Origin of the sequence: Bacillus alveayuensis, from assembly GCA_030812955.1 — a bacterium.
GTDB classification, from domain to species: domain Bacteria; phylum Bacillota; class Bacilli; order Bacillales; family Aeribacillaceae; genus Bacillus_CB; species Bacillus_CB alveayuensis.
The window spans coordinates 793,141-806,947 of sequence record JAUSTR010000001.1; the positions used below are offsets into that span (position 1 = coordinate 793,141).

The following is a 13,807-nucleotide window of genomic DNA, read 5'->3' on the forward strand; positions in this document are numbered from 1 at the left end:
ATTAAAAGAGGTTGTCACATAAGGTCAAAATCACCTTATAAGACAGCCTCTTTTTCTTTTATTAAAGGTTGTTTTCGTAAACATTGTTGCTTTTCGACTCACGCTACACGCCGCATGACATAAGCGAGTGTGTCGCTTGCCTTGACAGTCGAAAAGCTATGGTTGTAAAGCAACAATCTTTTAGATAAGAGCCATTCTAAAAAATTAAAAAAGTCAAGTCAAAGTTATAGGAAATAAGACCCATTAAAAAAATAAACCAAATCTCCAACGAAAATTTCCTTCAGAATCGTAGACTTTCCATATGTTCTTTTTTACAATAAGAATAGAATTAACATAATTCGACATTAATACCATTCGTTCAACATAAATATTTTATGGGGGTAGCGATGAAAATTTTTTCAAATACTTTTCGTTTGCTAGAACAAGGCATTGATTATTCATCTGCGAAACAAAAAGTAATTGCACATAATATCGCAAATGTAGAAACACCTGGATATAAAGCGAAAAGCATCCAATTTAAAGATACGTTGAATCAAGAGCTTCATAAAATAGAAGCGTACCGTACAGATCAACGGCATTTCGAGTTTTCGAATCAAATGAGAATGCCTTATAAAGTTGTAACGAATCAAAATATGTCTTATATGTCAAACGGGAATAGTGTCGATATTGATCAACAAATGGCAGAAATGGCTAAAAATCAAATTTATTATGATGCTTTAATCGAAAAGCTAAATGGCAAGTTTCAATCATTAAAAACCGTGATCAAAGGGGGGCGTACTTCTTGAAAATTTTCCACTCGCTTAATATTACTAGTTCGGCCCTATCAGCACAGCGCGTAAGAATGGATGTTGTTTCTTCGAATATCGCAAATATGGATACAACGAGAGCGCATTTTGATGGCGAAACATGGACTCCATATAGAAGAAAAATGGTCGTTACCGAACCGAAATCATCTACTTTTTCTCGTTACTTAAATCAGGCAATAGAGTCATCAAAAATTGGGGATGGAGTCAAGGTGACAAAAATTATAGAGGATGATTCGCCTTTTAAATTAATTTATGATCCAAACCACCCTGATGCCGACGAAAATGGCTATGTACAATATCCAAACGTTGATCCCTTAAAGGAAATGGTTGATTTAATGAGCTCAACAAGAGCCTATGAGGCAAATGTTACGGTCTTTAATGCCTCAAAAGGGATGTTAATGAAAGCACTTGAGCTAGGAAAATAAAACGGAGGGATAAATATTGATGATCAATCATATATCAGCGATTCAACCAACGATACAGCCGAAAACCACAACAGAGCTGTCAAACGATAAGACAAAGGGAACGTCTTTTGCTGAGTTATTAAAACAGTCGCTAGAAACGGTTAATAATGCTCAAATTCAATCAGATCAAATGACTCAGGATTTCATTGTAGGAAAGCCTGTCGAATTGCATGATATGATGATCGCTGGAGAGAAAGCGAGCATATTATTACAAACGACCATTGAAGTAAGAAATAAAGTAGTCGAAGCTTATCAAGAAGTAATGAGGATGCAAGTGTAAGGCATTCAAAATAAAATAAGATATTTGGAGTTGTCGTACCGGGGGATATAAAACATGAATGAAAAAATAAAAGAAATCGTGAGGAAATTGAAGTCCTTTTGGGAAACGAAAAAACGCTGGCAAAAATGGACGATTGCCGGATCTCTTCTTGCAGTGCTTCTAATATTCATTTTATCTTCGCTTTATTTTTCTAATCCGAAAATGGTTCCCTTATATACAAACCTGTCTTTAGAAGAAACTGGGCAAATTAAGGAGACGCTTGATGCAAGGGGAATTCAATCGGAAATTACCGACAATGGTCAAACAATTAAGGTACCTGAACAAGTAGCAGATTCTTTAAAAGTAGAGCTAGCTGCAGAAGGAATTCCGAATAGCGGGAATATCGATTACTCATTTTTTGGACAAAATATTGGGTTTGGAATGACAGATAATGAGTTTAATGTTTTGAAATTAAAAGCAACACAAACCGAGCTTGCCAATTTAATTAAAGGAATTGACGGGATTCAAGATGCGAAAGTGATGATTAATTTACCAAGCGAATCTGTTTTTGTAGGAGAAGCGACAGAAGAAGCTTCAGCATCTATCATTTTAAACATTAAATCAGGTTATCAGCTAGATCAAACGAAAATCAATGCCTTATATCATCTCGTTTCAAAAAGTATTCCAAATCTACCTACTAATAATATCGTCATTATGGACCAAAACTTTAATTATTTTGACTTAAAAAATGAAGAAAATTCTTTACATACAAACTTCGCTTCACAGCTAGAAGTGAAATCACAGATCGAGCAACAAATTCAAAAAGATGTGCAAAAGCTATTAGGAACCATGATGGGACCAGATAAAGTCGTTGTCTCTGTTACTACAGATATAGACTTTACCCAAGAAAATCGGGAAGAAAATTTAGTTGCACCTGTAAATGAAGAGGATAATGAAGGGATTGCAATTAGTGTAGAGCGAATTACGGAAGCATATACAGGAGATGGTGCACAAGCAGGAGGAGTAACTGGAACAGGGGATACGGATACGGTTACGATTCAAGAAATAAATGGAGATGGAACTGGTGACTATGAACGGACGGAAGAACGGGTTAATAATGAAGTCAATCGCATTCGAAAAGAAATTTCAGAAAGCCCGTATAAAATTCGTGACATTGGGATCCAAGTAATGGTCGAACCGCCAGATCCAGAAAATCCAAACTCCCTTCCAGAAGAACGAATTAATGATATAGAACAAATCTTATCAACGATTGTTCGCACGAGTATAGATAAGAATGCAAATGAACAACCACTAACAGAACAAGACATTCAAGATAAAATTGTCGTCTCTGTTCAACCATTTAATGGCAAGATTAGTTTTGAGGAAGAAAATCAAGCATCAAGTATTCCGTTGTGGGTATATCTTTTATTCGGAGCAGCAAGTTTAATCATCATCATTCTCCTCTTTATATTATGGAAAAGGAAAAGAGAAAAGGATGACCTTGAATTATTCGATGAGGAAGTCGAAGAAGAAACGGAACCAACTCCAGACATATGGAATGAAAAGCCAGAAATTCTTGACGAAAAAACAATGAAACGGAAGCAAATTGAAGAAATGGCCAAAGAAAAACCAGATGAATTTGCGAAGCTCTTACGTACTTGGCTATATGAAGATTAGGAGGAGATATGTATGAAAAAGTTAACAGGACGGCAAAAAGCTGCCATCTTACTCATCTCCTTAGGACCAGATATTTCAGCGTCGATCTACAAACATTTAACAGAAGAAGAAATTGAAAAGTTAACTCTAGAAATCTCGAGTGTCCGAAAAATTGAGGCAGAAAAGAAAGAAGAGGTCATTGAAGAATTTCATGAAATCGCTCTTGCCCAAGACTACATTACACAAGGCGGCATCGGGTACGCCAAGCAGTTATTAGAAAAGGCGCTTGGTGAACAAAAGGCTGAACGAATTATTGAACGATTAACATCGTCGCTTCAAGTAAGACCTTTTGATTTTGCTAGAAAGGCTGATCCAACCCAAATTCTAAACTTTATTCAAAATGAACATCCACAAACTATTGCGCTCGTTTTATCATACTTAGACTCAAGTCAAGCGGGTCAAATATTGTCTTCTTTACCTCATGACATGCAAGCGGATGTAGCCAAGCGTATTGCAGTAATGGACCGTACTTCACCTGAGGTCATTAGTGAAGTAGAACAAATACTAGAAAAGAAACTATCTTCGACTGTAACGCAAGATTACAGTGAGACAGGTGGAATAGAAACGGTCGTTGAAGTTTTAAATAAGGTTGATCGTTCAACGGAAAAAACGATTCTGGAAGCACTAGAAGTTCAAGACCCAGAATTAGCAGAAGAAATTAAAAAGCGAATGTTTGTATTTGAAGATATCGTCACTCTTGATAATCGTTCTATCCAACGGGTTATTCGTAACGTTGAAAATGAAGATCTTCTATTAGCTTTAAAGGTAGCCTCTGAAGAAGTGAAAGAAGTTATTTTTAAAAATATGTCTACCCGTATGGCAGAAACATTTCGTGAAGAGATGGAATATATGGGGCCGGTTCGCTTGCGTGAAGTGGAAGAAGCCCAATCTAGAATTGTCTCTGTTATTCGAACATTAGAAGATGCTGGAGAAATTATTATCGCACGAGGCGGAGGGGATGATTTAATTGTCTAAAGTGATCAAAAGTCGCTATTCCCCTTTTCAGTGTGAACCATTAAGGCTAACGTTAAAAGAGATTAAAAGAGAAGAGGAAATGCAAGAACATAGTGAAAATCAAAGCAAGCAAATGGAATTAAATGCTTACGAACAAGCAGAACGAATCATTCAAGAGGCACAAATCAAAAAGGAACAAATCATACAAGAAATTGAAAAAGAAAAACAGCAATGGGAAAAAGAACGAGAAAGATTGAAAGAGAAAACGAAAAAAGCAGGGTATGAGGAAGGGTTTCAAGCTGGAAAAGAAGCTGGGCTAAAACAATACGAGGAAATGATTCATCATGCCAAGGAAGTCATTCATCTCGCAAAACTTGATTATCACAAAAAGCTTGAGTCATCAGCGGAGACAATTTTGCTAATCGCAATGAAAGCAGCAGAAAAAATTATTCAAACAAAGCTTGAGGAACAGCCTGAACGATTTTTAAATATAGTCCATAGCGTCATTGAAGAAGTAAAAGAGAATCCTGAAGTCAAAATATGCGTTCATCCAAAACATTATGAACTCGTCGTCCAAAACAAGGAAGAGCTTCAAAGCTTGTTTACGATGGATGTAGAGCTTTACATAATACCTGAACACAAGCTAGAGACGTTTGCTGTAGAAGTAGAGTCTACAAGCGGCAAAATTGATGCTAGTGTTTCTACGCAAGTTGAACAATTGAAAATGCAGCTCCTCGATTTAATTAGAGAGGATTGATTATATGAATGTAGACGAAATAATACGCCATATTGAAACTATCGACTCCTTTAAACGCTATGGAAAAATAAAAAAAGTTGTCGGCTTAACAGTTGAATCGAAAGGGCCTGATTGTTCAATCGGTGATTTATGTTACATTCACCTACCTCATAACGAAAAAGTGGCAGCAGAAGTAGTCGGGTTTAAAGAAGAATATATTTTGTTGATGCCATTTACGAAAGTACAAAGAATATCACCAGGCAGTATTGTGGAGGCAACAGGAAAACCGTTAACGATCAAAGCTGGAAAAAGCTTAATAGGACATGTCCTAGATGCATTAGGAAACCCTTTAGATGGCAGTCCTTTACCGAAAGGATTATCAAAAGTACTAAGTGAAAATGATCCGCCGAATCCGTTGACAAAACCACCCATCAAAGAACCGATGGCTGTTGGAATTAGAGCGATTGATGGCCTTTTGACGATTGGAAAAGGTCAAAGGGTCGGTATATTTGCTGGAAGCGGTGTTGGAAAAAGTACATTACTTGGAATGATTGCGAAACATGCCGCCACTGATATAAACATTATTGCCCTTATAGGCGAACGTGGCAGAGAAGTTCGTGAATTTGTTGAACGCGACCTTGGTGAAGAAGGATTGAAAAAATCAATTGTCGTTGCGGCGACTTCTGATCAGTCCGCACTCATGCGGATTAAAGCTGCCTATACGGCTACTGCGATCGCCGAATACTTTCGCGATAAAGGGTTCAATGTCATGTTTATGATGGACTCTGTTACCCGTGTTGCGATGGCGCAAAGAGAAATTGGCTTAGCGATCGGTGAACCACCAACGACGAAAGGATATCCTCCATCTGTATTTGCTTTATTGCCGAAAATGCTTGAAAGGACTGGAACGAATGCAAATGGCTCCATAACGGCCTTTTACACTGTGCTTGTCGATGGAGATGATTTTAATGAACCGATCGCTGATACAGTTCGCGGAATATTAGATGGTCATATCGTATTAGACCGAACACTTGCTAATAAAGGACAATATCCAGCTATAAATGTGATCAAAAGCGTCAGCCGACTAATGAACCAAATCGTGACGGAAAAACATCGAAAAATTGCTAATGAAGTTCGTGAAATATTGTCGACTTATATGGAAGCAGAAGATTTAATTAACATTGGTGCATATAAACGGGGTTCATCTCAAAAAATCGACTTGGCGATTCGTTTATATCCGAAAATCCTATCCTATTTGCAGCAGGACATTGATGAGAAAGATTCTCTAGAGGAAAGCTTGCAAAAACTATTTCATTTAATCGAAAAAGGTGACGGCTAATGGTTTACAAGTTTCGTTTTCAAAAAATAATAGATTTCATCGAAAATGAAAAGCAAAAAACATTAGTTGAATATGAACAAGCTGTTCAAGAATTTGAAAGAGTGGCTACAAAGCTGTACGAATGCTTAAAGAAAAAAGAAGAACTGGAAGCAAAACGAGCTGAAATGCTTCATGATGGATTGTCAATTCAAGAAATGAGACATCATCAGCAATTTGTCGCGAATTTGGATCAAATGATTAATCATTATCAAAAGTTAGTGATGCTTAAAAGGCATGAAATGAATGAAAAACAAGCTTTATTAACTGATCAAAATATCGAATTCAAAAAATATGAAAAAATGAAAGAAAAAGATTATCAAAATTTTCTTCTGAAAGAAAAAACAGATGAAATGAAAGAGCTCGATCAAATATCACTTACTGGATATACTTATCGAAGAAATTAGGTGGGCATGATGTCAAATGATGAAAAAAGTTTTAGTAAATGGCAATGGTTTTTAATCATCTTTATGACGCTTCTCACGACGCTTATTTTTATTTACTTTATTTTAGGAAAAGCAGGGATTGATTTATTTAAACCAATTAAAGATCATGCGAAAAACATCCCAGTTCTATCAAGCATGATGAATGGCTCGGCAAATAAAGAAAGCAATGAAATTGAGTCTGAGATGAAACGATTAGAGAAGGAAAAAGAAAACTTAACGAAAACAGTTCAAGAGCAAGAGGAAATGATTCAAGCTTTACAAAAAGATGTAGAAATAAAAGAAAAGGAAGTACAAGAGTTAACACAAGAAATACGTTCTTTACAGTCCAAGTTAGAAGAGACAGAAATGGATCAAAATACGGAAATCGATCTTGCCTCTCTTTACAGTGAAATGTCAGCTAAAAAAGCAGCTGAAGCTATTGCTTTACTTCCTGAAAGTGATGCGGTGAATATTTTATCATCATTAAAAAAAGACAAATTAGCGCAAATACTAGAAAAACTAGAGCCTGAAGACCGTGCTAAATTTACAAGATTATTAGCGAACGAAAACTAGCTACTAAAAGGAGGTGAAATGATGTTAAGAGCTTTAGAAACTAATCCATTTAAACTGTCAGTGTCAGCTTCAATAGAGCCATCTTCCTCTACAGAAACGAAGAGAATCGATTTTCAAAACATCTTGGATCGCTTTCAAGATGAAAAAGCAAGCGAAACAATGGAAGATACAGCCATGCAAGAGGTTTTGCAAAACTTTCTTCTGTTATTGGGGAGGATGGAAAAATTTATCGGAGAAGTTGACCCATTAAACGAACAGAATGAACAATTTTCGTCTCATTTAGAAAAAAGCGGTGTTAAAACGGATGAAAACATGGAGATTCTAACTGTTCTTGTTCGTGAATTTTTTTCTATCATCCAAAATGAATGGAATTTCATGTCACATGCTCGCCAACATTCTTTAAATCCATTCATGGTTTCAAATCAACAGCACTTTCATCATTTCAAGAACGATTTTCTTCGCAAAAGTATTTTAGAAAGTGGAAAGCTCATCGAACAAATAACGACGATTTTGAACAATTTCGAACACAATTTAGATAATGGAAAAAATACAAAATCCTTTCCTTTGCTTGAAATACAAAACTTGTTGAAACGTCTCATGAATGAAAACCGTTTAAATAGTCTTTTACGTGGTATTCAACTTGCTATGAAGCAAAATGGTCACATTGACTCGACATTTTTATCCCATTTAACCAAAATGACGGTTAAACATCATGAACTTCCAGAACCTTTTCATCATACAAATGTGACGAGAGACAATGGAAATTTCGATCATTTATCGCCAAAAGGCCCATTATTGAATACAAACTTTTTCAGTAAACCGTTTCATCAGCCTGTTATCGAGCTGACTCTTTCGAATTTGTTCAATGATTCGTCAATAAAAGAAGAGTTTACAGCTAAATTTATCGATATCATGAAATCGAGTAAATTTTTTCGAACGATGGATGGAAAATCAACATTAACGATTCAATTGCATCCAGAGCATTTAGGGTCATTGACGGTCAAATTAGTTCAGGAAAAGAAAGATATCGTGGCGAAAATTATTGCTTCTACGCAATCAGCAAAAGAGCTGCTTGAACATAGTATCGGCCAGTTAAAGCATGCATTGCCAAACGTAAAGATCGAAATTGATCGCTTTGAACTTTTTGATGACATCCCACTGCCAATGTATCAACAGCATAAAGAAGAGCAGCCATCAAAAGAACAAAAAGAGAAAGAGCAATCCATGAAGGAGGATAAAGAACCTTCACAGTCTTTTTCTGAAAAGCTTGAACAACAATTTAACAAAATGATTTAGGAGGGTGTCATGAGCACTTCAGCCATTGATTCTAATTTATTGTTATCAAACCAAACGGCCTACAAAAAAGAGACTTCATCCGTGTTAGGGAAAGATGATTTTTTAAAAATATTAATAACTCAATTACAAAACCAAGATCCGTTAAATCCGATGGAAGATCGTGAATTTATTTCACAAATGGCCACCTTTTCTTCATTAGAACAAATGACGAATATGAATCAAACGCTAACGGAATTTACGAGCCTTTTAAAACAAAATAGTCTAATTCAATATTCAGAACTAATTGGAAAACAAGTTCATTATACAGACGATCAAGGAAATGAACAAACATCTATTGTACAATCAGTCCGATTTAATGGATCAGAAGTTTTACTAGAATTACAAAATGGGTTGGAAGTAAATCGTTCGAAATTGACAAAAGTGAGTTTGCCGGTAGAAAAGAATTTATAATAGGTTAAATCCATAAATAAAGGAGAGGTATCTATGCTCAGATCGATGTACTCTGGAATTAGCGGGATGAAAAACTTTCAATTAAAGCTAGATGTTATCGGCAATAATATTGCGAACGTCAACACATACGGGTTTAAAAAAAGCCGTGTAACGTTTAAAGAATTAGTCAATCAACAGCTTTCTGGAGCAAGTGCTCAAGCGGGTGGACTAGGAGGTGTAAATCCAAAGCAAATCGGATTAGGATCGACGATTGGTACCGTTGATACAATACATACTACTGGTCCTACTCAAACGACCTCAAGGACTCTTGATTTAGCGATCACAGGTGATGGCTTTTTTCCAGTTGCAACGATCACAGATTTTAGCCGTGTCAATATAGATATGGGTGGAAATATCGGGGATAACAAAATAACTGGGAGAATTAATAATGCTGTGGAACTGGCTTATACTCGTGCAGGTAATTTTTATTTAGATGAAAGAGGCTACTTAGTAACAGGTGATGGAATGTATATTATAGGGGAAACAGGAGAAAAATCTGTTCCAACTGATGACGGAATCACGAAAGCCAATAATGCTTTAACAAGTATTTCGTCGTTTGCAACCCCATACGAAGATATGGTGGAAAAGCTGAAACAAATTTATAAACAAGCAAACGATTTAATGGGTGCTTACGAGCAATATAATGAAGCTGTTGAAATATATATTGAAAATGGCAGTGATGACACTTCTCCTTATTATGATGCGATGGAAAGTGCCCTCCAAGCATTGCAAACAATATATACAAATTTTAATGATGATGTGACAAATGCAAGTACAGGATTTGATGTGATTGTGAACAACTTTAAAACGGCATTAAATAATTTAAATACATCAATAGATACATTTAACGGAGCATCACCGATTGTAGATATCCTTACAAAGATTACAAGTGCAGTAGATACAATCGGTGGCAAATATCCAGATGCATCGAGTTTATCTCTTGAGACACCTGCAAGTGTTTCTGATATGGACTTATTGAACAAACTCATTAACACACTAGAAAGTTATTCCGTTGATCTTGAAAATGTAGGAAGGGCCGTCATGGAATTTGAAGAAGCTGCTGCAAGTTTAAAAGAACCGTCCTGGACAGATTCTTTAAGCGGATCAGCAGGCCTCATCCAAATCCCACTTACAGCGAAAAGCTTTAGTATTGGTCCTGATGGCTTGATTACATTCGTGAATAAAAAAGGTGAATTAAATGTGGCAGGACAAATAAGACTTGCCAACTTTCCAAATCCAGGCGGTCTAGAAAAAATAGGAGGAAACTTATTTAAGGAGTCGACTAACTCCGGTACGATCGATCAAGATGGCAATGGTATTGAATTAGAAGAATTATTTGCTCCAGGAAGTGAAGGAACAGGGTTAATTAAACCTGGTTCATTAGAAATGTCAAATGTTGATTTGTCGGAAGAGTTTACGGAAATGATCGTGGCTCAGCGCGGCTTCCAATCAAACACAAAAATTATTACAACGTCTGATGAAATATTACAAGAAATTATGAACATTAAACGATAATATTAGGTAAATGGGGGTATTCCCATGATTACTTTAACGAAATTAAACGGAAAAACTTTTCTATTAAATGTTTTATTGATTGAACAAATTGAATCGTTACCTGATACAACGATTACTTTAACAAACAAAAAAAAGTTTATCGTCAAAGAATCAGAACAGACCGTTCAGAAGAAAATCATTGATTTTTACAAAAAGATTGGGCTCATTCGAATGGTTAGCCATATGGAGGAAACGGAGAATGAATAAAAAAATAATAACGACGCTGCTCATAATTATTACCTCCATTTCAATCATAGGTATCGCTGCGTTATACGTTATTCAACAATTTGCTGAAAATTCACAGGAGGAGAAAGAACCAACCATTGATGAAGTGCTTGAGAGAACAGTTGAAGTTCCCGAAATTACAACAAATTTAGCTAGCAACAATATTGTTCAATTAACATTAAAAATTGAGACGACAAATAAAAAAGCAAAGGAAGAGCTGGAAAAACGCGATTTTCAAGTAAGGGATATTGTCATTTTTGTACTTTCAGATATAAAGGCTAGCGAACTGGAAGGACAAAATGGCATGAACATTTTAAAAGAAAAGATTAAGAATAGAATTAATGGGCTTTTGCAAAATGGAGAGGTTAAAGAATTGTATATAACCTCCTTTATCCTACAATAAAACGAAAATCGGATAGGGAGGTGAGAGAATGATGTCGAACGAAATTTTGTCTCAAAGTGAAATTGACGCGTTATTATCTGCTCTTTCAACAGGTGAAATGAATGCGGAAGAATTAAAAAAAAAGGAAGAAGAACAAAAGGTCAAAGTATATGATTTTAAACGTGCACTACGCTTTTCAAAAGATCAAATTCGAAGTTTAACACGAATTCATGAAAATTTTGCTCGATTATTAACAACCTATTTTTCAGCACAATTACGAACATTTATTCAAATATCCGTAGCTTCGGTTGATCAAATACCATACGAAGAATTTATCCGTTCGATTCCTAAAATGACCATATTAAACATCTTTGAAATACAGCCGTTGGAAGGTCGAGTGTTAATGGAATTGAACCCGAATATTGCTTATGCCATGATGGATCGGGTATTAGGTGGAATGGGCGTTTCCATGAATAAAATTGAGAACTTAACAGAAATAGAAAAACGTATCATTTCCAATGTTATTGAAAAATCATTGGAAAATTATCGTGAAGCTTGGAGTACCATTTTAGAAATAGAGCCAACGATGCTGGAATTTGAAATAAATACGCAGTTTCTACAAATGGTATCGCCAAACGAAACAGTTGTCGTTATTTCTTTAAATACACAAGTCGGTGAAACAAGTGGAATGATCAATTTATGTATTCCACATGTAGTGTTGGAACCTATTATCTCGAAATTATCCGTACATTATTGGATGCAATCAAGTCGAAAAGAACCGAATCCCCTCGAAACGAAATTACTGCAAAGCAAAATTAAAAAAGCAGAAGTGCCGATTGTAGCCGAATTAGGCAAGACTGATATAACCGTCCAAGATTTTCTTGAATTGCAAATTGGCGATATGATTCGTTTAGAACAATCTGTCTCTGAGCCTTTAACGATTAAAGTGAATAATGTGCCGAAGTTTTTTGGCCAGCCAGGGAAGCTTAACGATCGCATGGCTGTTCAAATTCTTGACATGATAAAAAGAGGTGACATGGAAGATGAATTCTAATATGTTGTCGCAGGATGAAATCGATGCGCTGTTAAGTGGAAATGTCCCCCGTAAAGAATCGGAAGAAAATAATGGTCACCATGATGGACATGATATTAATGAATATTTTTCGGAATTGGAACAAGATGCAATCGGTGAAATTGGAAATATTTCTTTTGGAAGTTCCGCAACGACGTTATCAACTTTATTAAATCAAAAAGTGGAGATCACTACTCCAAGCGTTACGCTTGTTAAAAAAAATGAGTTAGCGGATGAATTTCCACATCCTTATGTCGCTATTCAAGTCAATTATACGGAAGGTTTTACGGGAAGTAACATTCTCGTAATTAAACAAAACGATGCAGCGATTATCGCGGATTTAATGACAGGAGGAGATGGAACAAATCCAAGTGATTTGGGGGAAATTCAGTTAAGCGCTGTACAAGAAGCGATGAACCAAATGATGGGTTCTGCTGCGACATCGATGTCTACGGTATTTAATAAGAAAGTCGATATTTCTCCTCCCAAAATTGAGTTATTGGATATGAAGCAAGGTGAAGGGACAGAATCTATACCTGATGAAGACTTGTTTATTAAAGTTTCATTTCACCTTACAGTCGGTGATTTAATTGATTCACAAATTATGCAACTATTGCCGATTCCATTTGCAAGAGAGCTTCTTAATCAATTAATGGATAAAACGAATGATCATGAGGCTAATATACCGGAAACTGAAAATCGCACTCACCATCAACGAGAAGAAGAAAAAGAACAGCCAGTTCCATCTAAACAACAAGAACAAGTAAAATGGAACGTGAACCATGTCGAATTTCCTTCATTTCAATCTGTACCAAAGCATACTGAAACGAATAATTTAGATATGTTATTAGATATCCCACTGACTGTAACGGTCGAACTTGGACGGACAAAACGTTCGATTCAACAAATCTTGGAATTATCATCTGGCTCTATTATCGAGCTTGATAAACTAGCAGGTGAACCTGTCGACATATTAATTAATAATAAAAAAGTGGCTAAAGGGGAAGTGGTTGTCATTGATGAAAATTTCGGGGTACGCGTCACAGATATTTTAAGCCAATCTGAAAGACTCAATAAATTAAATTAGTAGATAAATAGGAGTGATAGGGAATGGGGAAAAAAATTTTAGTTGTGGATGATGCAGCTTTTATGCGCATGATGATCAAAGATATATTAACAAAAAATGGATACGAGGTAGTTGCAGAGGCGCAAGACGGTGTTCAAGCTATCGAAAAATATAAAGAATTACAGCCGGACCTCGTTACAATGGATATTACAATGCCTGAAATGGATGGAATCACCGCTCTTAAAGAAATCCGTAAATTAAACCCAAATGCTAAAGTCATTATGTGTTCGGCAATGGGCCAGCAAGCGATGGTGATTGATGCCATTCAAGCTGGTGCAAAAGATTTTATCGTGAAACCATTCCAAGCGGATCGGGTTATAGAAGCGATTAAAAAAACGCTAGATTAAAAGGGGTT

17 protein-coding genes are annotated in these 13,807 nt (G+C 36.1%); all 17 read left to right on the top strand.

Annotated features, from left to right (window positions below):
* Window positions 1-386 precede the first annotated feature (386 nt).
* The 17 genes from flgB to J2S06_RS04085 are packed head-to-tail and all read left to right on the top strand — an operon-like array spanning window position 387 to window position 13,799.
* Window positions 387-785 carry a flagellar basal body rod protein FlgB gene (flgB, locus tag J2S06_RS04005; RefSeq protein WP_419151340.1) on the top strand — a complete coding sequence of 133 codons (399 nt, stop codon included), beginning with the start codon at window positions 387-389 and terminating at the stop codon, window positions 783-785.
* The gene (gene flgC, locus J2S06_RS04010) at window positions 782-1,231 is read left to right on the top strand and encodes a flagellar basal body rod protein FlgC (RefSeq protein ID WP_044895588.1); all 450 of its coding nucleotides are present in this window, start codon (window positions 782-784) and stop codon (window positions 1,229-1,231) included. Before flgB ends, flgC begins: the two co-directional genes overlap by 4 nt.
* A gap of 19 nt (window positions 1,232-1,250) precedes the next feature.
* Complete coding sequence (fliE, locus tag J2S06_RS04015; protein WP_044895616.1) at window positions 1,251-1,550, top strand: flagellar hook-basal body complex protein FliE; 300 nt, start codon at window positions 1,251-1,253, stop codon at window positions 1,548-1,550.
* A gap of 54 nt (window positions 1,551-1,604) precedes the next feature.
* A complete protein-coding gene (fliF, locus tag J2S06_RS04020) occupies window positions 1,605-3,206 on the top strand; it encodes a flagellar basal-body MS-ring/collar protein FliF (protein WP_419151341.1) in 1,602 nt (533 codons plus the stop codon).
* Between the two features lie 12 nt (window positions 3,207-3,218).
* The gene (gene fliG, locus J2S06_RS04025; RefSeq protein ID WP_419151342.1) at window positions 3,219-4,220 is read left to right on the top strand and encodes a flagellar motor switch protein FliG; all 1,002 of its coding nucleotides are present in this window, start codon (window positions 3,219-3,221) and stop codon (window positions 4,218-4,220) included.
* Window position 4,221: 1 nt separating this feature from the next.
* Entirely contained in the window at window positions 4,222-4,956 is a 735-nt protein-coding gene (gene fliH, locus J2S06_RS04030) for a flagellar assembly protein FliH (protein WP_419151459.1), read from the top strand.
* Between the two features lie 4 nt (window positions 4,957-4,960).
* Window positions 4,961-6,274: a flagellar protein export ATPase FliI gene (fliI, locus tag J2S06_RS04035; RefSeq protein WP_419151343.1), complete on the top strand. Its 1,314-nt coding sequence runs from the start codon at window positions 4,961-4,963 to the stop codon at window positions 6,272-6,274.
* Entirely contained in the window at window positions 6,274-6,717 is a 444-nt protein-coding gene (gene fliJ, locus J2S06_RS04040; RefSeq protein ID WP_419151344.1) for a flagellar export protein FliJ, read from the top strand. The genes fliI and fliJ overlap by 1 nt, the downstream gene beginning before the upstream one ends.
* 9 nt (window positions 6,718-6,726) lie before the next feature.
* Entirely contained in the window at window positions 6,727-7,308 is a 582-nt protein-coding gene (locus J2S06_RS04045; RefSeq protein WP_419151345.1) for a MotE family protein, read from the top strand.
* A gap of 21 nt (window positions 7,309-7,329) precedes the next feature.
* Window positions 7,330-8,604 (top strand): flagellar hook-length control protein FliK, encoded by a 1,275-nt coding sequence (locus tag J2S06_RS04050; protein ID WP_419151346.1) that lies wholly within the window; start codon window positions 7,330-7,332, stop codon window positions 8,602-8,604.
* Window positions 8,605-8,613: 9 nt separating this feature from the next.
* Entirely contained in the window at window positions 8,614-9,054 is a 441-nt protein-coding gene (gene flgD / locus J2S06_RS04055) for a flagellar hook assembly protein FlgD (RefSeq protein ID WP_419151347.1), read from the top strand.
* 33 nt (window positions 9,055-9,087) lie between these two features.
* Window positions 9,088-10,608 (top strand): flagellar hook-basal body complex protein, encoded by a 1,521-nt coding sequence (locus tag J2S06_RS04060; RefSeq protein ID WP_419151348.1) that lies wholly within the window; start codon window positions 9,088-9,090, stop codon window positions 10,606-10,608.
* Between the two features lie 24 nt (window positions 10,609-10,632).
* Window positions 10,633-10,854, top strand: coding sequence for a flagellar FlbD family protein (locus J2S06_RS04065; protein WP_044895598.1), 222 nt, complete (start codon window positions 10,633-10,635; stop codon window positions 10,852-10,854).
* Entirely contained in the window at window positions 10,847-11,275 is a 429-nt protein-coding gene (gene fliL, locus J2S06_RS04070) for a flagellar basal body-associated protein FliL (RefSeq protein WP_419151349.1), read from the top strand. The genes J2S06_RS04065 and fliL overlap by 8 nt, the downstream gene beginning before the upstream one ends.
* A 31-nt stretch (window positions 11,276-11,306) precedes the next feature.
* The gene (fliM, locus tag J2S06_RS04075) at window positions 11,307-12,308 is read left to right on the top strand and encodes a flagellar motor switch protein FliM (RefSeq protein ID WP_419151460.1); all 1,002 of its coding nucleotides are present in this window, start codon (window positions 11,307-11,309) and stop codon (window positions 12,306-12,308) included.
* The gene (gene fliY, locus J2S06_RS04080; protein ID WP_419151350.1) at window positions 12,298-13,413 is read left to right on the top strand and encodes a flagellar motor switch phosphatase FliY; all 1,116 of its coding nucleotides are present in this window, start codon (window positions 12,298-12,300) and stop codon (window positions 13,411-13,413) included. Before fliM ends, fliY begins: the two co-directional genes overlap by 11 nt.
* Before the next feature lie 23 nt (window positions 13,414-13,436).
* Complete coding sequence (locus J2S06_RS04085; protein WP_044895601.1) at window positions 13,437-13,799, top strand: response regulator; 363 nt, start codon at window positions 13,437-13,439, stop codon at window positions 13,797-13,799.
* Window positions 13,800-13,807: the final 8 nt, after the last annotated feature.